Here is a 20,527-nt window from a genome sequence, read left to right as displayed (position 1 = left end):
GTCGAACGATTTTTTATTTTTCTCCGTGATTTTGACAAATTCCTGACAATTCAGGCGATATAATAGGGGGTAATAGAAAGCAAAGGAGAGGATCGGGAATGGAAAGAGTAGAAAGAAGGACGGTGCGCCGCAGCATTTCGGAAGTGCCGATTCATGACACGCAGGCAACGGTGTCGCGCTGGATGAGCCATGTGAAACTGCGACTTGGCCATCTGTTCATCCGTCAAGGTTTTTTGCTTCTCCTTGTCGGCTTTTTGCTTGGACGAGCGTTGATTTTATCGAAGCTGACTCCGTTCGCTTTGCCTTTTTTCGTCTCGGTCTATATGCTGAGCCGCGACAAGGCCGCTTTTGCGTTGATTTCGCTGTTGGCCGGCGCTTTGACGCTGTCGTTTGATGTGGCGCTGTTTGTCGGCGTTTCCATTTTTGGCTTCCTCTTTATTTACGGATGGGTGCGGAGGGTGATCAGCGAGTCGTTGAAAATCGTTCCGTTTGTCGTGTTTGTGCTGTCTCTTTCCGCGAAATGGCTGATCTCCTATTATTGGCTCGGGGAGCGGACGGTCTACGGCGTCGCCATGGCGGTCGTCGAGGCTGGGCTGTCGCTTGTATTGACATTGATTTTTATGCAAAGCATCCCGTTGTTGACGGTGCGGAAGCATAAACATGCGCTGCGGGCGGAAGAGATCATTTCGTTGATCATTTTGCTTGCCTCGATGTTGACCGGGATGATCGGCTGGTCCATATATGGCTTATCGCTGGAGAACGTGATGTCGCGCTACCTCGTTTTATTGTTCGCGTTTGTCGCCGGGGCGGCGACCGGCTCGACCGTCGGCGTTGTCACCGGGCTTGTGCTGAGCTTGGCGAACGTCGGCAACTTGTCGGAAATGAGTTTGCTCTCTTTTGCCGGGCTGCTTGGAGGGCTGTTGAAGGAAGGGAGAAAACCCGGGGTGGCGTTTGGTCTCCTCGTTGCGACGCTGCTGCTCGGCTTGTACGGCGAAGGGAAAACTGAACTCATCCCGACGCTGCTTGAATCCGGCATCGCTATTATGCTGTTGTTTGGTACATCCCGTTCACTGACGGAGAAAATCGCCAAATACATTCCCGGCACGGCAGAATATATAAATGAGCAGCAGCAATACGTCCGGAAAATCCGCGATATGACGGCGCAACGCGTATCGCAGTTTTCCAACGTCTTTCAGGCGCTGGCGGAAAGCTTTTCACCCGAACCGCTTCCGGATGCCAATGAATACAGCGATCGTGAAGTCGACTATTTTTTGAGCGAGATTACGGAAAAAACATGCCAAACGTGCTTTAAGAAGGCGCAATGCTGGGCGGACAACTTTAGTACAACCTATGCGTACATGAAGCAAATGATGCGCGAGGCGGACGAAAAAACGTTAGGACAAAACCATCAGTTGCTGCGCGAGTGGGAGCGGTATTGCGTCAAGGCTGGCAAAGTCGTCGACGTGATCGAAAAAGAGATGGTCGCTTATGAAGCTAACCGCAAGCTCAAACGGCAAATTCACGAAAGCCGGAAACTTGTCGCTGAACAGCTGTTGGGCGTTTCGCAAGTGATGGATGACTTTGCTAAAGAAATGCAAAAAGAACAGGAAAACCACTATTTGCAAGAAGAGCAAATTTACCATGCGCTGCAAGAGTTCGGCATCGAAGTCGGCCATGTCGACATTTACAGTTTGGAAAAAGGGAACATCGACATCGAGATGAGCATTCCTTACTGCGACGGGCGCGGCGAGTGTGAAAAATTGATTGCGCCGATGCTGTCGGACATCTTAGGGGAAACGATCGTCGTCAAGCGCGAAGAGTGCGCCGCCTACCCGAACGGTTACTGCCGCGTCGCCTTCGGCTCGACGAAAGCGTTCGTCGTCGAAACGGGTGTCGCGTTCGCCGCTAAAGGAGGGGGATTCATTTCCGGCGACAGCTATGCGACGATTGAGCTTGCCACCGGCAAGTACGCCGTTGCCATCAGCGATGGCATGGGCAACGGGGAGCGGGCGCATGACGAAAGCCGCGAGACGTTGCGCCTGTTGCAAAAGATTTTGCAGACGGGAATGGATGAGTCCATCGCCATTAAGTCCATCAACTCCATTCTGGCGCTGCGGACGACGGAAGACATGTATGCGACGCTCGATTTGGCGATCATCGACTTACAAAACGCGGCGACGAAATTTTTGAAAATCGGCTCGACGCCAAGCTTTATCAAGCGCGGCGACAAAGTGATGAAAGTGGAAGCGAGCAACTTGCCGATGGGCATTATTAAGGAAGTAGAATTTGACGTCGTCACCGAGCAGCTGAAATCAGGAGACTTGCTCATTATGATGAGCGATGGTGTGTTTGAAGGACCGATGAACGTCGAAAATCATGATGTTTGGATGAAGCGGAAAATTCAAGAATTAAAGACGAACGACCCGCAAGAAGTCGCCGATTTGATTATGGAAGAAGTGATCCGCCAATGCGGTGGGGAAATTGAGGACGATATGACCGTCGTCGTCGCCAAAGTGCAGCACAACACGCCGAAATGGGCGACGATTCCAGCGTACATGTATATGAAAAAGGCGCAATAAACGGGGTATAAAAACGTTCCCTCGCGGCGATGATGGTAATACATTCGCCAAGGAGGGGAACGAACGTGCGAACAGGAACGTTGCGGCAAATTTTGCTCATTACCGATGGATGCTCCAACCATGGTGAGGACCCAGCCGCCATGGCAGCGCTGGCTCGCGAGCAAGGCATTACGGTGAACGTGATTGGTGTGTTGGACAAAGATGCGATGGATGAAAGCGGGCGGCGGGAAATTGAAGCGATCGCTGCGGCTGGCGGCGGAATGAGCCAAGTCGTGTATGCGAAACAGCTCTCGCAAACGGTGCAAATGGTGACGCGCCAGGCGATGACCCAGACGCTGCAAGGGCTCGTTAACCGAGAGTTGAAACAAATCCTCGGTTCGGACGTCTCGCTGGAAGACTTGCCGCCGGACAAGCGCGGCCAGGTGATGGAAGTCGTCGACGAACTCGGGGAAACGGTCGCCCTTGATGTGCTCATTTTGATCGATACGAGCGGGAGCATGAAAACGAAGCTGCCGACCGTCAAAGAGGCTCTCGTCGATTTATCGCTCAGCTTAAACGCGCGCATGGGCGAAAACCGCTTTTCCGTGTTCATCTTCCCAGGAAAACGGGCGCACGCCGAAAAAATGATCGACTGGACGCCGAGAATCGAAGAGTTGACTGCTGTCTTTCCGAAATTGGCATCGGGCGGGCTGACGCCGACCGGACCGGCGTTGCGCGAGGCGATTGCCTATTTTGACCGCAAAAGGTCGCTAAGGAGCTGGATCAGCGGTGGCGATGAGCCATACATCGAAGAATCGTCTTTGTAACTTGCCGACCGGCACGGTCGTTACCGGCAAATGGCACGGCCGTTCGTATCGGTTGCTGCGGCGGCTCGGCAGCGGGGCGAACGGCGTCGTCTATTTGGCGGAGAGCGGCCGGACTCGTGTCGCTGTCAAGCTGAGCGATGACTATGCGTCGTTGGCGTCGGAAATGAATATATTGCGCCGTTTTTCCAAGGTCCAGGGAGCCGCCCTCGGGCCTTCTTTGCTGGAAGCCGATGATTGGCAAAGCCCGTTTGCGCGGGAAACGATTCCGTTTTATGTGATGGAGTATATTGAAGGAGAGAATTTCGCTTCTTTTATCCGCCGCCGCGGAAAAGAGTGGGCGCCGGTGCTCGTTGTGCAGCTGTTGTCGGTGCTCGAGCGGCTTCATCAAGAAGGATGGGTGTTCGGCGATTTAAAGCCGGACAATTTGATCATCACCGGGCCGCCGCCGTCGGTTCGGCTGCTTGACGTGGGCGGGACGACGATGCAAGGAAGGGCGGTGAAAGAGTTCACCGAGCTGTATGACCGAGGCTATTGGGGGCTCGGGTCGCGCAAAGCGGAACCATCCTACGACTTGTTTGCCGCGGCGATGGTAATGATTTCTTCCTGCTGCCCGGGACCGATTGAGAAAAAAGGCGACGGGCGGGCGCAGCTGTTGGCCATCATCGAAGCGGACCGCTTTTTGGCTCAATACAAGGATGTCTTGCAAAAGGCGCTTGACGGCCGATATCAGAAGGCGGCCGATATGCGCCGCGACTTATTGGCCGCTTCTTCGCGCCAGACATCGACGAAAAATGAAAGAAAGGCGGCGCCAGGCCGCCGGTCGAGGCGGCAGGCGAAACGGCGCGGCAAAGCGAGAGGGATTGTCGAAACGGTGGTCATCGCCGCAGCGCTGCTTGGTGCCTACGGCCTTTATATATACTGGCAGCTGGCGATGTGATTTATGATAAAATGTTTTTGAGAAAACAGGGCGGACGTGTTACGATGAAGCTGAACGAAACGCAAAGAGGTTGGCTCGGATGATCGACAAAGTGCGCGCTTTTATTGACAGGCATCAGTTGCTTTCAGAAGGAGCGACGGTCATCGTCGGCGTTTCCGGAGGCCCGGACTCGCTTGCGTTGTTGCACGTTTTTTTATCTTTGCGCGACAAATGGAAGCTTCAGGTCATAGCGGCCCATGTTGACCATATGTTTCGCGGTCGGGAATCGGAAGAAGAGATGGAGTTTGTGAAACATTTTTGCGCGGAGCGCCGTATTTTATGTGAGACGGCGCAAATCGACGTTCCGGCTTTTCAGCGCCGCACGGGCCTTGGCGCCCAGGAGGCGGCGCGCATCTGCCGCTACCGCTTTTTTGCTGAACTGATGGAAAAGCATCAAGCGGGGTACGTCGCCGTAGGTCATCATGGCGACGATCAAGTTGAGACGATTTTAATGCGGCTTGTGCGCGGCAGCACAAGCAAAGGATACGCCGGCATTCCCGTCAAACGGCCGTTTCATGGCGGCTATCTCATCCGTCCGTTTTTGGCCGTCAGCCGGGCGGAGATTGAAGCGTATTGCCGAGAGGCGGGGCTTTCTCCGCGCCGCGACCCAAGCAATGAGAAAGACGATTATACGCGCAACCGGTTCCGCCATCATATCGTCCCGCTGCTCAGGCAGGAAAACCCGCGCTTGCATGAGCGCTTCCAGCAATACAGTGAAATGATGGCGGAAGATGAGCAGTTTCTGGAGGAATTAGCTGCGGACGCGCTGAATAAAGTAATGGAAAAACGGCATCGCGATGCGGTGCTTTCCATCGATCCGTTTTTGGCGCTGCCGCGGCCGTTGCAGCGCCGGGTGTTGCAGCTATTGCTTCTTCGTCTTTACGGCAGCGTTCCGCCGGCATTAACTTCGGTACATATCGGCCATATACTGATGCTTTGTGAGCGCGGCCGCCCTTCCGGAATGCTCGATTTGCCGAAAGGACTCAAAGTGATTCGTTTGTACGACCGCTGTTTGTTTACCTTCGACGCAGAAAGCGGCGAGAAAGGCTATCGGTTCGAATTGGCGGTTCCGGCGCTATTGCCTCTCCCAAACGGTTATGCAATCATCAGTAAATTTGGGGAACACTATCCAAGAAGGAAGGCAGGGAACGATTGGTTCGTCGTGGATCCCGCTTCCGTCTCCTTGCCGCTTCGCGTGCGGACGCGCCGGCGCGGCGACCGGATTGTGCTCAAGGGGGCAGGAGGCACGAAAAAGATTAAAGAAATTTTCATTGAAGCAAAAATTCCGCGGATGGAAAGGGATCGCTGGCCGATCGTCGAAGATGCCGACGGCCGCATCCTTTGGGTGCCCGGCCTGAAAAAGTCGGCGTTTGAAGCGCAAAACCGCGGGCAAGCTCGCTATATTTTGCTTCATTATCAAGCGATGAACAGCTAGGAGGAAAAAAGATGGGGATGAAAGATGATATTCAAAAAGTATTGATCACCGAAGAGGAAATTCAGGCAAAAGTGAAAGAACTGGGCGGTTTGCTGACAAAAGAATATGAAGGCCGTTTTCCGCTCGCCGTCGGCGTCCTCAAAGGGGCGATGCCGTTTATGGCCGATTTGCTCAAACATATTGATACATATTTGGAAATGGATTTTATGGACGTATCGAGCTATGGCAATGCGACCGTTTCATCTGGCGAAGTAAAGATCGTCAAAGACTTGAACACATCGGTCGAAGGACGCGATATTTTGATCATTGAGGATATTATTGACAGCGGGCTGACGCTCAGCTATTTGGTCGACTTGTTCCGCTATCGGAAGGCGAATTCGATCAAAATCGTCACGCTCCTTGACAAGCCGTCCGGACGGAAGGCGGACATTCAAGCCGATTACACTGGATTTACCGTCCCGGATGAATTCGTCGTCGGCTACGGGCTCGATTACGCGGAAAAATACCGCAACCTCCCGTTTATCGGCGTCTTAAAGCCGGAAGTGTACCAGAAGTAGAACGGTTGCTGTGCGCCGGCCGAATTGTTTGTATTTCAACAAATTTCTATGATAGTATTGAGTATAGTGTGTTTCATATGGGAGGAGGCAAGAAATGAACCGGATTTTCCGCAATACCATCTTTTATTTGCTGATTTTCCTCGTCGTGATCGGCGTCGTCAGCTTTTTTAACGGCACGAACCAGCGAACCGAGCCGATGACGTACGATGCGTTCATCACTCACTTGGAAAACGGGGATGTCAAGTCGTTTTCCATTAAGCCGGAGCGCGGCGTATATGAAATCAAAGGACAGTTGAAAACATATAGCGAAGGGCAGTACTTTTCTACCTATGTCATGAACAGCGACAAAGTGCTTGACCGCATCGATGCGGCGGCGGCGCGGACGCGGGTGGAAGTCGTGCCAGCGGACGAAACGAGCGGATGGGTGACGTTTTTCACCTCCATCATCCCGTTTGTCATTATTTTTATTTTGTTCTTCTTCCTGCTGAACCAAGCCCAAGGCGGCGGCAGCCGAGTGATGAATTTCGGCAAAAGCCGGGCGCGCCTGTATACGGATGACAAGCGGAAAGTCCGTTTCCGCGATGTGGCTGGGGCGGACGAGGAGAAAGAAGAGCTCGTGGAAATTGTCGAGTTTTTAAAAGACCCGCGCAAGTTTGTGGAACTTGGCGCCCGCATTCCGAAAGGGGTATTGCTCGTCGGACCGCCGGGAACCGGGAAGACGTTGTTGGCGCGCGCGGTTGCCGGGGAAGCGGGTGTGCCGTTTTTCTCGATCAGCGGTTCCGATTTCGTGGAAATGTTCGTTGGGGTCGGGGCATCGCGCGTGCGCGACTTGTTTGAAACGGCGAAAAAAAATGCTCCGTGCATCATTTTTATCGATGAAATTGACGCGGTCGGCCGCCAGCGCGGCGCCGGCCTTGGCGGCGGGCATGACGAACGCGAGCAGACGCTCAACCAGCTGCTTGTGGAAATGGACGGTTTCAACGGCAATGAAGGGATCATTATTATCGCGGCGACGAACCGACCGGACATTTTAGACCCGGCATTGTTGCGCCCGGGACGCTTCGACCGGCAAATTACCGTCGACCGGCCGGATGTAAAAGGGCGTGAAGCGGTGTTGCGCGTGCACGCTCGCAACAAGCCGCTTGATGAGTCGGTCGACTTGAAGACGATCGCGATGCGGACGCCGGGGTTTTCCGGCGCCGACTTGGAAAACTTGCTGAATGAGGCGGCGCTCGTTGCGGCGCGCCGCAATAAAAAGAAAATCGATATGAGCGATATTGATGAGGCGACGGACCGCGTCATCGCTGGCCCGGCGAAAAAAAGCCGCGTCATTTCGGAAAAAGAGCGGCGCATTGTCGCCTTTCACGAAGCCGGGCATACGGTCATCGGCATGGTGCTCGCCGATGCGGAAATGGTGCATAAAGTGACGATCGTGCCGCGCGGCCAAGCCGGCGGCTATGCGGTGATGCTGCCGAAAGAAGACCGCTACTTTATGACGAAAGCCGAACTGATGGATAAAATCACCGGATTGCTTGGCGGGCGCGTCGCCGAGGAAATCGTGTTCAATGAAGTGAGCACAGGGGCCCATAACGATTTTCAGCGGGCGACGAACATCGCGCGCCGGATGGTGACGGAGTTTGGCATGAGCGACAAGCTCGGTCCCCTTCAATTCGGCCAACCGAGCGGGCAAGTGTTTTTAGGCCGCGATTTGCATAACGAACAAAACTACAGCGACAAAATCGCTTATGAAATTGACTTGGAGATTCAGCGCATCATTAAAGAGTGCTATGAAAAAGCGAAACAAATTTTGACCCAGCATCGCGACAAATTGGATTTGATCGCCAACACGCTGTTAGAAGTCGAGACGCTCGATGCTGAGCAAATTAAACATTTGTTCGAACATGGCACGTTGCCGCCGGACCGCAACGGAAACAACGGGGCTGATAAAGATAAAGGCGACGTGAAAATTAACATTCAAAAGAAAGAAGAGTAATCGATGTCTCTTTTGGAGACATCTTTTTTTGTTGGCCGCCCAAGGAAGAAGGTGTTTTTTTCGCAAGTATGATATGATAAAGAAGGGAATTTATCGAGGAAAAGCGAGGAATGAAGCGATGATTTTTGTGTTGGATGTCGGCAATACAAACACGGTGTTAGGGGTGTATGACGGCGATGAACTGAAGCATCATTGGCGCATTGAGACGAGCCGGGCGAAAACGGAAGACGAATACGGCATGACGATCAAAGCGCTCTTGAATCATGTCGGCCTGCAGTTTTCTGACATTCATGGCATTATCATTTCCTCGGTTGTGCCACCGATCATGTTTGCCCTTGAACGCATGTGCTTAAAATATTTCCACATCAAGCCGCTTGTCGTCGGTCCGGGCATTAAAACCGGGCTTGACATTAAATACGATAATCCGCGCGAGGTGGGCGCCGACCGGATCGTCAACGCGGTCGCTGGCATCCATTTGTACGGCAGCCCGCTCATTATCGTCGACTTTGGCACGGCAACGACGTATTGTTATATTAATGAACATAAACAATATATGGGAGGGGCCATTGCCCCGGGAATTATGATCTCGACGGAGGCTCTGTTTGCGCGAGCGGCGAAATTGCCGCGCATTGAAATCGCCCGTCCGGATGATATCATCGGCAAAAATACGGTCAGCGCCATGCAAGCCGGCATTTTGTACGGCTATGTCGGACAAGTGGAAGGCATCGTGTCGCGAATGAAGGCGAAAAGCAAAGTTCCGCCGAAGGTGATTGCCACCGGCGGTCTCGCGCCGCTTATTGCCAGCGAATCGGACGTCATTGATGTCGTTGATCCATTTTTGACGCTGACCGGCTTAAAACTGTTGTATGAGAAAAACACCGAGAAAAAAGGATGAAGGGTTTGATGACGATGGGAGACTATTTAGTGAAAGCGCTCGCTTACGATGGACAAGTGAGAGCGTATGCCGCAAGAACGACGGAAACCGTCGCCGAGGCGCAGCGCCGCCATCAAACATGGCCGACCGCCTCAGCGGCCCTTGGCCGGGCGTTGACCGCCGGCGTCATGATGGGGGCGATGCTGAAAGGAGAGGAAACGTTGACGATTAAAATTGACGGCGGCGGCCCAATTGGCGTCATTTTGGTCGACAGCAATGCCAAAGGGGAAGTGCGTGGATACGTAACGAATCCGCACGTACATTTTGAGCTGAACGAGCATGGGAAGCTCGATGTCGCCCGGGCGGTCGGCAAAAATGGGATGTTGACGGTCGTGAAGGATCTTGGCCTGCGCGACTTTTTCACCGGACAAGTGCCGCTTATCTCCGGGGAACTTGGCGATGATTTTACGTATTATTTTGCTTCATCCGAGCAAATCCCGTCGTCGGTCGGCGTCGGGGTGCTCGTCAATCCCGACCATACAATCCGGGCGGCCGGGGGATTTATCATCCAGTTGATGCCTGGGACGGAGGAAAGCACGATCATTCGCATTGAAGAGCGGCTGAAACAAATTCCGCCTGTATCGCGCATGATTGAAAGCGGACTCGGACCGGAGCAAATGCTCGAGCAGCTGTTGGGCGACGGCGGTGTGCGCGTGCTGGAAACGATGCCGGTGTCATTCGTCTGCCGCTGCTCGCGCGAGCGGATCGCTGATGCCCTTATCAGCCTTGGCCCGGAGGAAATCGAAGACATCATCGAAAAAGAAGGGCAGGCGGAGGCTTCGTGTCATTTTTGCAATGAAACATACCATTTCGACAAAGCCGAGCTGGAACAGTTGAAACAACTAGCAAAAAAAGAATGAAAACAGTAAAATGATTGACAATTACGCCAATAACTGATACATTGGAGACAAATTCGATAAAATTAATAGGGATTAGGGGTGGAACAATGGCACGCACAGTCAACTCGATAACCGAATTGATCGGTGATACGCCGGCTGTGAAACTGAACCGCATCGTAGATGAGGACAGCGCGGATGTGTATTTGAAACTGGAATTTATGAACCCGGGCAGCAGCGTCAAAGACCGGATCGCATTGGCGATGATTGAGGCAGCAGAAAAAGAGGGAAAACTGAAGCCGGGCGATACGATCGTCGAGCCGACAAGCGGCAACACCGGGATCGGTCTGGCGATGGTGGCAGCGGCGAAAGGGTATAAAGCGGTGCTAGTCATGCCGGATACGATGAGCTTGGAGCGCCGCAACCTGTTGCGGGCGTATGGAGCGGAGCTGGTGCTCACGCCGGGTGCGCAAGGAATGCGCGGGGCCATTGCAAAGGCCGAAGAGCTCGTCCGCGAGCATGGCTACTTTATGCCGCAGCAATTTAAAAACGAAGCGAACCCGGAAATCCACCGTTTGACGACCGGGAAAGAAATCGTGGAGCAAATGGGCGATCAGCTCGATGCGTTCGTTGCCGGCGTCGGCACGGGCGGAACGATTACAGGGGCCGGCCAAGTGTTGCGCGAAACATATCCGAACATTAAAATTTACGCCGTTGAGCCGGCCGATTCGCCGGTCTTGTCGGGCGGAAAACCTGGTCCGCATAAAATTCAAGGGATCGGCGCTGGCTTTGTTCCGGATATTTTGGATACGAGCATTTATGACGGGGTCATTACGGTAACGACGGAAGAAGCGTTTGCAGCAGCCCGCCGCGCGGCCCGCGAGGAAGGCATTCTCGGCGGCATTTCGTCCGGCGCTGCGATTCATGCGGCGTTGAAAGTGGCGAAAGAGCTCGGCAAAGGGAAAAAAGTGCTCGCCATCATCCCGAGCAACGGCGAACGCTATTTGAGCACGCCGCTTTACCAATTTGAAGACTAAACCGTCTTTTTCGGCAGGGGCAACCCTGTCGAATTTTTTTACGTTCCTAGTGATATGAATGGACAATCATTGTACAATATAAAGTAACTATGGACATCGTAAGGAGCTGACCAAGATGGAACAGCGGCGCAGGCGATTGAGGCGGACGCTCGATTATCGCGGGCGGGATTGGTTCCGCCGATACGAACAGCTGGCTTATAACCGGCCTCATCATGTGTTGCTTGAGAGCGGCCAAGGAGGAAGATACAGCATTATCGGCCTTGACCCGATCGGGGTGATTCGCGCTGCCGAGCGGCAGCTCGTCATCAAACACCGCGGGGCTGAAACGGTGCTCGATGGCCCGCCGCTTGAAGGGCTCCGGCAATGGTTTCGGCGTTTCGCCGTGCCGGATGAGGGAGAGCCGTTGCCTTGCCAAGGCGGGCTGATCGGTTTCATTAGCTATGATGCGGTTCGCTATCTGGAACGGCTTCCGATGCTTGCCCAAGATGATTTGCAGCTGCCGCTTATGTATTTTTTCCTCTTTGACGATGTGGCGATTTATGACCACCAAACCGAGCAGCTTCATTTGCTGGCCTACGCGGATGAAGGAGAGGAAGACGAAGCAAACCGGCGGCTTGCGCGGCATGCACGGATGTGGATCGAGGAGCGGAACGAGGCGCCGGTCTGGCCGCCTGCCGTTTCGGAAGCTGCGCCGTCTGTTTCGATGGCAAAAGAGCAATTTATGGATGCGGTTCGCCGTGTGCAACGCTATATTGCAGCGGGCGATGTGTTCCAAGTCAATTTGTCGGTGCGCCAGTCGCAGCCGCTGTTGACGCACCCATTTGCCGTCTACAAGCAGCTGCGGACCCTTAATCCGTCACCTTATATGGCATATTTGCATACTCCGGAATTTCAAGTCGTCAGCGGCTCGCCGGAGCTGCTCGTCCGCAAGCGGGGGTTGCGCCTTGAGACGCGCCCGATCGCCGGCACACGTTCGCGCGGCCGCACGAAAGCGGAAGACGAGCAGATCGCCCGTAGACTGCTCGCGAGTGAAAAAGAACAGGCCGAGCACGCCATGCTCGTCGATCTTGAACGAAATGACCTTGGGCGCGTCTGTGCATACGGGACGGTTCGTGTGGATGAATGGATGACCGTCGAAAAATATTCCCATGTCATGCATATTGTTTCTCACGTATCGGGCATCATGGCGCCAGAGCACGACGCGTTCTCGGTCATTCGCGCCATGTTTCCCGGCGGGACGATCACCGGCGCCCCGAAAGTGCGGACAATGGAAATTATTGAAGAATTGGAACCGGTCCGCCGCGGCTTGTACACAGGCTCGATCGGTTGGATCGATTTTCAAGGGAACATGGAGCTGAACATCGCCATCCGAACGATGATCGTCAAAGACGGATTGGCGCACGTGCAAGCAGGAGCGGGCATTGTGATTGATTCGAATCCGCAGCACGAGTACCAAGAATGCCTGAAGAAAGCGGCCGCCCTTTGGAAAGCGAAAGAGCTGAGCGAAGCAGAGACACTATTTCGGAGCATGAGGTGAGAAAGATGATCGTCATGATCGATAACTATGACTCATTTACGTACAATTTGGTGCAATATTTGGGCGTGTTGGGCGAAGAGCTGATCGTCAAGCGAAATGATGAAATTACGGTGGCTGAAATCGAACAGCTTCGCCCCGACTTTATCATGATTTCCCCTGGTCCGTGCACACCGAATGAGGCAGGCGTCAGCCTGGAGGTCATCGACCGCTTTGCCGGCCAAATTCCGATTTTCGGTGTCTGTCTCGGCCATCAAGCCATCGCCCAGGCGTTTGGCGGCCGCGTTGTCCGCGCCCCGAGGCTGATGCACGGAAAAACGTCGTCCGTCTACCATGACGGGGAAACGATTTTCCGCGGCGTGCCGAACCCGTTTACAGCGACGCGTTACCATTCCTTGATCGTCGAGAAAGAGACGCTTCCGGACTGTTTCGTCGTGTCGGCTTGGACGGAAGAGGATGAAGTGATGGCCATTCGCCATAAAACGCTTCCGGTGGAAGGCGTGCAGTTTCATCCGGAATCGATTATGACCAGCCATGGGATGCAGCTGTTGAAAAACTTTATCGACACGTATAAAAAGGCGTGACAGCCATGTACGTGTATATCAACGGCGCGGTCGTTCCGAGTGAAGAAGCTCGGCTATCAGCGTTTGATCACGGTTTTTTATACGGGCTCGGCTTATTTGAAACATTCCGCACGTACGGCGGCCACCCCTTTTTGCTTGACGATCATTTGGCGCGGTTGAACAAAGGGCTGTCTGAGCTTCACATCAAAAGGCAGTTCGGCCGCACCGAAGCAATGGCGATCATCGAGCAGTTGCTCGAGGCCAACGGCTTGCGCGACGCTTATGTGCGCTTTAATGTATCGGCCGGGGTCGGTGATCTCGGTTTGCCGATCGAAAGTTACCGAAACCCGACCGTCATCGTCTATATGAAGCCGTTGCCGCCGCCCGCCCCTCCGGAAGGAAAAGAAGGGGTGGTGCTCGGGACGCGAAGAAACAGCCCGGAAGGCATTGAGCGACTAAAGTCGCACCATTATTTAAACAATATGATCGGGAGATGGGAGCTTGGGTCTCGACCTCATGCAGAAGGAATTTTTTTGAATTCAGACGGTGCGGTAGCAGAGGGGATCGTTTCCAATATTTTTTGGGTGAAAGACGGCATCGTTTACACCCCGACGCCGGCGGTCGGCATACTAAACGGCATCACCAGGCAATTCGTCATGGCCTTGCTCAATCAGTTGCACATCCCGGTGGAAGAAGGGGTATATCCGTTGTCCCACTTGCTGCAGGCGGATGAAGCATTTATCACGAATTCTGTGCAGGAAATCGTGCCGCTTCACCGCATCGGCCGTCGCATTTACCAAGGAAAAAATGGGCCGGTGACCCGTGAGTTGCAGCATCATTACCGCCGCTTTACCGATACGTTATGGACGAGGAACGAATTGGCAGAAAGGATGAAACAATGATGACAACATTGACGCGTTCCCTTGTGCTTCAATGCCGCGGGCATGAGCTTGACTTGCGCAAAAAAACGTTGATCATGGGCATTGTGAACGTCACGCCCGATTCGTTTTCCGACGGCGGCCGGTTTTACGACGTCGAAAAAGCGGTCGAGCATGCGAAGCGGCTTGTGGCGGAAGGGGCGGACATCATCGATATCGGCGGCGAATCGACCCGCCCAGGAGCGGAGCCGGTGCCGCTTGATGAAGAATTGCGCCGCGTCATCCCAGCGGTCAAAGCGATTGCCAAGGCGGTGAATGTGCCGATCTCCATTGACACGTACAAAGCGGAAGTGGCGCGGCAAGCGATAGAAGTCGGAGCGCACATCATCAATGACATCTGGGGAGCAAAAGCGGACCCTGATATGGCCCGCGTCGCCGCCGCCTACGACGCGCCGATCATTTTAATGCACAACCGCCATGATATGGCGTATCGCAACTTGATTTCCGACATGATCGCCGATTTGAAAGAAAGCATTCGCATCGCCAAAGAAGCGGGTGTGAAAGATGAGAATATTATTTTAGATCCGGGGATCGGCTTCGCCAAAACAGTCGAGCATAACTTGGAAGTGATGCGGCGTCTCGATGAATTTGCCGCTCTTGGTTATCCGCTTTTGCTCGGCACATCGCGCAAACGATTTATCGGCCATGTGCTCGACGTCCCGGTCGAGGAGCGGGTTGAAGGGACAGGAGCGACCGTTTGCCTCGGTATTGTCAAAGGAGCGCATATCGTCCGCGTCCACGATGTATTGCCGATCGCCCGCATGGCGAAAATGATGGATGCCATGCTCGGGAAGGGAGAGAACGGCCATCGATAAAATCTACGTGCAAGGGATGGAATTTTACGGCTACCATGGGGTGCTTCGCGAGGAAAACATTCTCGGCCAGCGATTTTTGGTCGATGTGACGTTGGAGCTCGACTTGCAACCCGCCGGGCGGAGCGATCGTCTTGAACATACCGTCAACTATGCCGAGGTGTACGAACGCTGCCGGATGATCGTTGAGGAGCGGACGTTCGCCTTGATCGAAGCGGTCGCTGAAGCGATTGCCGCTGATTTGCTCTCGGCCTTTCCCGCTGTTCAGCGTTGCATTGTCAAAGTGACGAAGCCGAATCCACCGATTCGCGGCCATTATCAACATGTCGCGGTCGAAATTGATAGGGGGCGTTAAATGGAAAACATCGCATATATCGCTTTGGGCTCGAACTTGGGAGATCGTGTTTCTTATTTGCGTGATGCCATTAGGGTGCTCCATCACCATGAGGGAATTTCTGTCACATCGAGTTCGTCTATTTATGAAACCGATCCGGTCGGCTACGTCAACCAAGGCAAGTTTTTAAACATGGTGATCGAGGTGGCGACGTCGTTGTCGCCGTTTGCCTTGCTTGACGCAACCCAACAAATTGAACAGCGGTTTGGAAGAAAACGGGAAATTCGCTGGGGGCCGCGGACGTTAGACCTTGACATTTTGCTGTATAATCATGAAAATATTGAAACAGAGCAGCTGACGATCCCGCACCCGCGCATGGCGGAGCGGGCGTTCGTGCTCATCCCGTTGTTGGAAGTCAACTCCCATGTGGCAATACCGAACCTTTCCGAACCGTTAATCGACATTATTGGACGACTACCTGACAAAAAAGGAGTTCGTGTATGGAAGCTGAGAGATGGGGAAGACGTATTCGCGCTTTTCGAAAGCTGAAAGGATATACGCAAGAAAGACTGGCGAAAGAACTTGGCATTTCCGTATCGATCCTTGGCGAAATTGAACGGGGCAATCGGATGCCGTCCGATTCGCTCGTTGGACAAATCGCCGAACGGCTGAACATATCGGTGGAGGAACTGTCGCCGCCGAAACTCGAATCGAACAAGTAGAAAGGAGGCATCTTCGATGTTTCGCATTGGCGATGTCGAAATTAAAAACCGCGTCGTGCTCGCTCCGATGGCAGGCGTATGCAACTCGGCGTTCCGCCTGACCGTCAAAGAATTCGGCGCCGGACTTGTATGCGCCGAGATGGTGAGCGACAAAGGAATCGTATACAACAACGAAAAGACGTTAAACATGTTATATATCGATGAAAGGGAAAAGCCGATTAGCTTGCAAATTTTCGGCGGCGAAAAAGAAACGCTTGTCAAAGCGGCGAAATTTGTCGATAAAAATACGAATGCGGATATCATCGATATCAATATGGGTTGCCCAGTGCCGAAAATTACGAATTGTGACGCTGGAGCGAAATGGCTGCTTGACCCGAATAAAATTTACGATGTCGTCGCCGCCATCGTCGATGCCGTTGAAAAACCGGTCACGGTGAAAATGCGGATCGGTTGGGATGAAAAGCACATTTACGCCGTCGAAAACGCGCAAGCGGTCGAACGCGCCGGCGGCAAGGCCGTCGCCGTGCACGGACGGACAAGGGTGCAAATGTATGAAGGAAAAGCGGACTGGAACATCATCAAACAAGTGAAGGAAGCCGTCAACATCCCGGTCATCGGCAACGGCGATGTCAAAACGCCGCAAGATGCGAAGCGGATGCTGGAAGAAACAGGAGTCGACGGTGTCATGATCGGACGGGCGGCGCTCGGCAACCCGTGGATGATCTACCGCACGGTCCGCTATTTAGAAACCGGGGAGCTCATTCCGGAACCGACGCCGAGGGAAAAAATCGACGTCTGCCTGTTGCATTTGGACCGCTTAATTGCCTTAAAAGGCGAGTATATCGCTGTGAAAGAGATGCGTAAACATGCTGCTTGGTATTTAAAAGGCATTCGCGGCGCAGCGAAAATCCGCAACGCCATCAATGAATGCGAAACGCGGGACGAACTGGCCGCACTGTTGCTTCGCGTAGCGGAAGAAGCGGAAGCCCAAGCAGCGGCGAACGCCCAAGCCGTTTAAACGACGAAAGGACATTCATGCCGCGGAGGACTGCCAGCGAGCGCTGGCAGTATTTTTCGTCAAAAATCGCTAAATGGAGTGAAGGAAACATGAGCCACGAAGAATTGAATGACCAACTGCGCGTCCGCAGGGAAAAGCTGAAAAAAATTGAGGAATTGGGTGTCGACCCGTTTGGCAAACGATTCGAGCGCACCCATAAAGCGCAAGAGCTGTTTGAACTATACGGCGATTTATCGAAAGAGGAGCTTGAAGAAAAACAAATCGAAGTTGCCGTTGCCGGCCGCATCATGACCAAGCGTGGCAAAGGGAAAGCCGGGTTCGCCCATATCCAGGACGTCACCGGACAAATCCAAATTTACGTCCGTCAAGACGATGTCGGCGAACAGCAATACGAGCTGTTTAAAATCTCTGACCTTGGCGATATCGTCGGTGTGCGCGGCACGATGTTTAAAACAAAAGTCGGTGAACTTTCCATCAAAGTGTCGTCATACGAATTTTTGACGAAGGCGCTGCGTCCATTGCCGGAAAAATACCATGGGTTGAGAGACATTGAGCAACGCTATCGCCAGCGTTATCTCGATTTAATTATGAATCCGGAGAGCAAAAAGACGTTCATCACCCGCAGTTTAATCATCCAATCGATGCGGCGGTATCTCGACAGCCATGGCTATTTGGAAGTTGAAACGCCGATGATGCATGCTGTGGCTGGCGGCGCCGCGGCGCGCCCATTCATTACGCATCATAACGCATTGGATATGACCCTTTATATGCGAATCGCCATCGAGCTCCATTTAAAGCGGCTCATCGTCGGCGGTTTGGAAAAAGTGTATGAAATCGGCCGCGTCTTTCGGAACGAAGGCATTTCCACCCGCCATAATCCGGAGTTTACGATGCTTGAATTGTACGAGGCGTACGCCGATTTCCGCGATATCATGAAACTGACAGAAAACTTGATCGCCCATATTGCCGCTGAAGTGCTTGGAACAACGAAAGTTCAATACGGTGAGCATATCGTCGACTTGACGCCTGAATGGCGGCGTCTCCATATGGTTGATGCGATCAAAGAATATGTCGGCGTCGACTTTTGGCGGCAGATGAGCGACGAAGAGGCGCGGGAGCTGGCGAAAGAACATGGAGTTGAAGTCGCCCCACATATGACGTTTGGCCATATTGTCAACGAATTTTTTGAACAAAAAGTGGAGTCGCATCTCATCCAGCCGACGTTCATTTACGGCCATCCGGTTGAAATTTCGCCGTTGGCCAAGAAAAACCCGGACGACCCGCGCTTTACCGACCGATTTGAGCTGTTTATCGTCGGCCGTGAACATGCGAACGCCTTTACCGAACTGAACGATCCGATCGATCAGCGCCAGCGCTTCGAAGCGCAGCTGAAAGAACGGGAACAAGGAAACGATGAAGCGCATGAAATGGACGAAGACTTCCTTGAAGCGCTCGAGTACGGCATGCCGCCGACAGGCGGGCTCGGCATCGGCGTCGACCGTCTGGTCATGCTGCTGACGAACTCGCCGTCGATCCGCGACGTGCTGCTCTTCCCGCAAATGCGACATAAATAAACCATGATCGCCTCCTGCAAAAGCGGACCGCGGGAGGCGATTTATCATCTCTAACCGAGAAGCCCCCCACTTCAACACGATCAGCGTAAGTGGGGACAGCAGAAACGTGGGGCGCACGGGGATGGCTTGGTCAACAACCTGCCGTGGGGCAGGTGTTCCCAAGAATCTCCCACCTCTCAGCGTTTGCGTAGATGGGAGAGCGTTCAATTTTAAAAAGCTATTGACTTTCGATAAGGAGATATATAAAATGAACATCGCCGCTTTCCTGAAAAACAAACGCTATAAGATGAGTTGACAAGCCATCTTCAACGTGTTATACTATGATAGCGCGTTGAAACGACAACACTAGTCGCCAAAAACTAAGACCTATTGACAAATAAATAAATTTAATTACAATATAAGTTGTCTGTTGATTGCTTAGTGGTGATAGCGGAGGGGAAACACCCGTTCCCATCCCGAACACGGAAGTTAAGCCCTCCAGCGCCGATGGTAGTTGGGGCCAGCGCCCCTGCAAGAGTAGGTCGCTGCTAGGCAATCCCGTGGAGGATTAGCTCAGCTGGGAGAGCACTTGCCTTACAAGCAAGGGGTCGGCGGTTCGATCCCGTCATCCTCCACCATTGTTTTATTATGAACCATTAGTTTGGTAACGAGGATTGCATCCTCGAACTCGCCCCGAGTTGCCCCGACGCACCTATCATCCTCGAATCAGCTAGTAGAGGAAGGGACATCGTTCGCTTGGGGTATTGTCTAATCATGAGCCATTAACTCAGTAACGAGCGATACATCGTCGAAACGGTTGCGAGTTGCCTCGACGCATCCAGCATCTTTGAATCAGCTGGCAGAGGAAGAGGCAGGTAGAGCTAAGCAACACTTTGAGTGTTATCTGAACCATGAGCCATTAGCTCAGTAGGTAGAGCAACGAGCGAAGCATCTTCGAATTTGCTTCGAGTTGTCCCGACGCATACGACTTCCTTGAATGGGCTGGTAGAGGAAGGGACATCGTAGGTTGTGAGTGTATACTTAAACTATGAGCCATTAGCTCAGTAGGTAGAGCATCTGACTTTTAATCAGAGGGTCGGAGGTTCGAGTCCTCCATGGCTCACCACAATTGATTCGCGGGTGTGGCGGAATTGGCAGACGCGCTAGATTCAGGGTCTAGTGCCCTTTACGGGCGTGGGGGTTCGAGTCCCTTCACCCGCATGTTGATTCGAGCGGAAGTAGTTCAGTGGTAGAACACCACCTTGCCAAGGTGGGGGTCGCGGGTTCGAGTCCCGTCTTCCGCTCCATTTATTTGCCCATTTAGCCGGGGTGGCGGAATTGGCAGACGCACAGGACTTAAAATCCTGGGGTAGGTAACTACCGTGCCGGTTCGAGTCCGGCCCTCGGCACTTGCGCTCGTAGCTCAATTGGATAGAGCATCTGACTACGGATCAGAAGGTTAGGGGTTCGAATCCTCTCGAGCGCGTTAGCGGGAAGTAGCTCAGTTTGGTAGAGCACATGGTTTGGGACCATGGGGTCGCAGGTTCAAATCCTGTCTTCCCGATATTGGACATATGGGGCCTTAGCTCAGCTGGGAGAGCGCCTGCTTTGCACGCAGGAGGTCATCGGTTCGATCCCGATAGGCTCCACTGTTGCTTTATGCCTGTGCCTACCGCTTGCAAGGGAATTTGAGGGCGTGAGGTTCCTCGGTAGGATTGCAGAGAAGCAAACTGAAGCAGCAACCTTGCGTCTGCGTCTGCAAGTGAACTCAGAGAAGCTGGATTCCTCGACGCAAGACTGCAACGAAGCAAGTTCAAGAAGAGGTCTCGTTCCTTGGAAACTGAACGAAACGAAGCGCGTGCGCCACGGCGCTTTTGGCGTCTGTGGCGTGAAATTAGCC

General features: G+C 53.3%; 19 protein-coding genes, 8 tRNA genes and 1 rRNA gene. All 28 read left to right on the top strand.

Annotated elements, in window-relative coordinates; translation table 11 throughout:
- Window positions 1-98 precede the first annotated feature (98 nt).
- Window positions 99-2,579, top strand: coding sequence for a stage II sporulation protein E (gene spoIIE, locus GJ1_RS08250; RefSeq protein WP_066230996.1), 2,481 nt, complete (start codon window positions 99-101; stop codon window positions 2,577-2,579).
- 29 nt (window positions 2,580-2,608) lie between these two features.
- Window positions 2,609-3,385 (top strand): vWA domain-containing protein, encoded by a 777-nt coding sequence (locus tag GJ1_RS08245; protein ID WP_281176923.1) that lies wholly within the window; start codon window positions 2,609-2,611, stop codon window positions 3,383-3,385.
- Window positions 3,348-4,322: a serine/threonine protein kinase PrkT gene (prkT, locus tag GJ1_RS08240; protein WP_066230991.1), complete on the top strand. Its 975-nt coding sequence runs from the start codon at window positions 3,348-3,350 to the stop codon at window positions 4,320-4,322. Before GJ1_RS08245 ends, prkT begins: the two co-directional genes overlap by 38 nt.
- 79 nt (window positions 4,323-4,401) lie before the next feature.
- A complete protein-coding gene (tilS, locus tag GJ1_RS08235; RefSeq protein ID WP_066230989.1) occupies window positions 4,402-5,796 on the top strand; it encodes a tRNA lysidine(34) synthetase TilS in 1,395 nt (464 codons plus the stop codon).
- Window positions 5,797-5,807: 11 nt separating this feature from the next.
- Window positions 5,808-6,353 (top strand): hypoxanthine phosphoribosyltransferase, encoded by a 546-nt coding sequence (hpt, locus tag GJ1_RS08230; protein WP_012820458.1) that lies wholly within the window; start codon window positions 5,808-5,810, stop codon window positions 6,351-6,353.
- A 94-nt stretch (window positions 6,354-6,447) separates the two neighbouring features.
- Window positions 6,448-8,346, top strand: coding sequence for an ATP-dependent zinc metalloprotease FtsH (gene ftsH, locus GJ1_RS08225; RefSeq protein ID WP_066230986.1), 1,899 nt, complete (start codon window positions 6,448-6,450; stop codon window positions 8,344-8,346).
- A 118-nt stretch (window positions 8,347-8,464) separates the two neighbouring features.
- Window positions 8,465-9,241: a type III pantothenate kinase gene (locus GJ1_RS08220; protein WP_066230983.1), complete on the top strand. Its 777-nt coding sequence runs from the start codon at window positions 8,465-8,467 to the stop codon at window positions 9,239-9,241.
- 8 nt (window positions 9,242-9,249) lie between these two features.
- Entirely contained in the window at window positions 9,250-10,140 is an 891-nt protein-coding gene (gene hslO / locus GJ1_RS08215) for an Hsp33 family molecular chaperone HslO (protein ID WP_083509974.1), read from the top strand.
- Between the two features lie 86 nt (window positions 10,141-10,226).
- The gene (gene cysK, locus GJ1_RS08210) at window positions 10,227-11,153 is read left to right on the top strand and encodes a cysteine synthase A (protein ID WP_066230981.1); all 927 of its coding nucleotides are present in this window, start codon (window positions 10,227-10,229) and stop codon (window positions 11,151-11,153) included.
- Between the two features lie 115 nt (window positions 11,154-11,268).
- Window positions 11,269-12,690, top strand: a complete 1,422-nt coding sequence (locus GJ1_RS08205; RefSeq protein WP_066230979.1) for an anthranilate synthase component I family protein — start codon at window positions 11,269-11,271, stop codon at window positions 12,688-12,690.
- Between the two features lie 5 nt (window positions 12,691-12,695).
- Window positions 12,696-13,271 carry an aminodeoxychorismate/anthranilate synthase component II gene (pabA, locus tag GJ1_RS08200; protein ID WP_066230976.1) on the top strand — a complete coding sequence of 192 codons (576 nt, stop codon included), beginning with the start codon at window positions 12,696-12,698 and terminating at the stop codon, window positions 13,269-13,271.
- A 5-nt stretch (window positions 13,272-13,276) separates the two neighbouring features.
- Window positions 13,277-14,152: an aminodeoxychorismate lyase gene (pabC, locus tag GJ1_RS08195; protein ID WP_066230974.1), complete on the top strand. Its 876-nt coding sequence runs from the start codon at window positions 13,277-13,279 to the stop codon at window positions 14,150-14,152.
- A complete protein-coding gene (folP, locus tag GJ1_RS08190; protein ID WP_174520108.1) occupies window positions 14,152-15,003 on the top strand; it encodes a dihydropteroate synthase in 852 nt (283 codons plus the stop codon). Before pabC ends, folP begins: the two co-directional genes overlap by 1 nt.
- Window positions 14,966-15,355 (top strand): dihydroneopterin aldolase, encoded by a 390-nt coding sequence (gene folB / locus GJ1_RS08185; RefSeq protein WP_066230968.1) that lies wholly within the window; start codon window positions 14,966-14,968, stop codon window positions 15,353-15,355. Before folP ends, folB begins: the two co-directional genes overlap by 38 nt.
- A complete protein-coding gene (folK, locus tag GJ1_RS08180; protein ID WP_066230965.1) occupies window positions 15,356-15,883 on the top strand; it encodes a 2-amino-4-hydroxy-6-hydroxymethyldihydropteridine diphosphokinase in 528 nt (175 codons plus the stop codon).
- Window positions 15,835-16,056 (top strand): helix-turn-helix domain-containing protein, encoded by a 222-nt coding sequence (locus GJ1_RS08175; RefSeq protein ID WP_031406273.1) that lies wholly within the window; start codon window positions 15,835-15,837, stop codon window positions 16,054-16,056. Before folK ends, GJ1_RS08175 begins: the two co-directional genes overlap by 49 nt.
- A gap of 16 nt (window positions 16,057-16,072) precedes the next feature.
- Entirely contained in the window at window positions 16,073-17,074 is a 1,002-nt protein-coding gene (gene dusB, locus GJ1_RS08170) for a tRNA dihydrouridine synthase DusB (protein ID WP_066230960.1), read from the top strand.
- Between the two features lie 89 nt (window positions 17,075-17,163).
- Window positions 17,164-18,648, top strand: coding sequence for a lysine--tRNA ligase (lysS, locus tag GJ1_RS08165; RefSeq protein ID WP_066230953.1), 1,485 nt, complete (start codon window positions 17,164-17,166; stop codon window positions 18,646-18,648).
- A 416-nt stretch (window positions 18,649-19,064) separates the two neighbouring features.
- Window positions 19,065-19,181 (top strand): 5S ribosomal RNA (gene rrf, locus GJ1_RS08160).
- Between the two features lie 8 nt (window positions 19,182-19,189).
- Window positions 19,190-19,265 (top strand) — tRNA-Val (locus tag GJ1_RS08155).
- 412 nt (window positions 19,266-19,677) lie between these two features.
- Window positions 19,678-19,753, top strand: a tRNA-Lys gene (locus GJ1_RS08150).
- A gap of 10 nt (window positions 19,754-19,763) precedes the next feature.
- Window positions 19,764-19,848, top strand: a tRNA-Leu gene (locus tag GJ1_RS08145).
- A gap of 11 nt (window positions 19,849-19,859) precedes the next feature.
- Window positions 19,860-19,934: transfer RNA gene (locus GJ1_RS08140), tRNA-Gly, on the top strand.
- A 16-nt stretch (window positions 19,935-19,950) separates the two neighbouring features.
- Window positions 19,951-20,036, top strand: a tRNA-Leu gene (locus GJ1_RS08135).
- Between the two features lie 3 nt (window positions 20,037-20,039).
- Window positions 20,040-20,113: transfer RNA gene (locus GJ1_RS08130), tRNA-Arg, on the top strand.
- A gap of 4 nt (window positions 20,114-20,117) precedes the next feature.
- A tRNA-Pro gene (locus GJ1_RS08125) sits at window positions 20,118-20,191 on the top strand.
- Window positions 20,192-20,203: 12 nt separating this feature from the next.
- Window positions 20,204-20,276: transfer RNA gene (locus GJ1_RS08120), tRNA-Ala, on the top strand.
- 47 nt (window positions 20,277-20,323) lie between these two features.
- On the top strand, window positions 20,324-20,527 hold a 204-nt coding region (locus GJ1_RS18855; RefSeq protein WP_217994766.1), incomplete at its 3' end, for a hypothetical protein.

Origin of the sequence: Geobacillus jurassicus NBRC 107829, assembly GCF_001544315.1 — a bacterium.
GTDB classification, from domain to species: Bacteria; Bacillota; Bacilli; order Bacillales; family Anoxybacillaceae; genus Geobacillus; species Geobacillus jurassicus.
The sequence above is the reverse complement of the archived record's forward strand: the minus strand, read 5'-3'. Positions and strand labels throughout refer to the sequence as shown.

Bases quoted from the DNA above. Each gene is read 5' to 3' on its own strand.
- spoIIE (WP_066230996.1), top strand. From the start codon at position 99: ATGGAAAGAGTAGAAAGAAGGACGGTGCGCCGCAGCATTTCGGAAGTG.
- GJ1_RS08245 (WP_281176923.1), top strand. From the start codon at position 2,609: ATGATGGTAATACATTCGCCAAGGAGGGGAACGAACGTGCGAACAGGA.
- tilS (WP_066230989.1), top strand. From the start codon at position 4,402: ATGATCGACAAAGTGCGCGCTTTTATTGACAGGCATCAGTTGCTTTCA.
- hpt (WP_012820458.1), top strand. From the start codon at position 5,808: ATGGGGATGAAAGATGATATTCAAAAAGTATTGATCACCGAAGAGGAA.
- ftsH (WP_066230986.1), top strand. From the start codon at position 6,448: ATGAACCGGATTTTCCGCAATACCATCTTTTATTTGCTGATTTTCCTC.
- GJ1_RS08220 (WP_066230983.1), top strand. From the start codon at position 8,465: ATGATTTTTGTGTTGGATGTCGGCAATACAAACACGGTGTTAGGGGTG.
- hslO (WP_083509974.1), top strand. From the start codon at position 9,250: ATGACGATGGGAGACTATTTAGTGAAAGCGCTCGCTTACGATGGACAA.
- cysK (WP_066230981.1), top strand. From the start codon at position 10,227: ATGGCACGCACAGTCAACTCGATAACCGAATTGATCGGTGATACGCCG.
- GJ1_RS08205 (WP_066230979.1), top strand. From the start codon at position 11,269: ATGGAACAGCGGCGCAGGCGATTGAGGCGGACGCTCGATTATCGCGGG.
- pabA (WP_066230976.1), top strand. From the start codon at position 12,696: ATGATCGTCATGATCGATAACTATGACTCATTTACGTACAATTTGGTG.
- pabC (WP_066230974.1), top strand. From the start codon at position 13,277: ATGTACGTGTATATCAACGGCGCGGTCGTTCCGAGTGAAGAAGCTCGG.
- folP (WP_174520108.1), top strand. From the start codon at position 14,152: ATGACAACATTGACGCGTTCCCTTGTGCTTCAATGCCGCGGGCATGAG.
- folB (WP_066230968.1), top strand. From the start codon at position 14,966: ATGCCATGCTCGGGAAGGGAGAGAACGGCCATCGATAAAATCTACGTG.
- folK (WP_066230965.1), top strand. From the start codon at position 15,356: ATGGAAAACATCGCATATATCGCTTTGGGCTCGAACTTGGGAGATCGT.
- GJ1_RS08175 (WP_031406273.1), top strand. From the start codon at position 15,835: ATGGAAGCTGAGAGATGGGGAAGACGTATTCGCGCTTTTCGAAAGCTG.
- dusB (WP_066230960.1), top strand. From the start codon at position 16,073: ATGTTTCGCATTGGCGATGTCGAAATTAAAAACCGCGTCGTGCTCGCT.
- lysS (WP_066230953.1), top strand. From the start codon at position 17,164: ATGAGCCACGAAGAATTGAATGACCAACTGCGCGTCCGCAGGGAAAAG.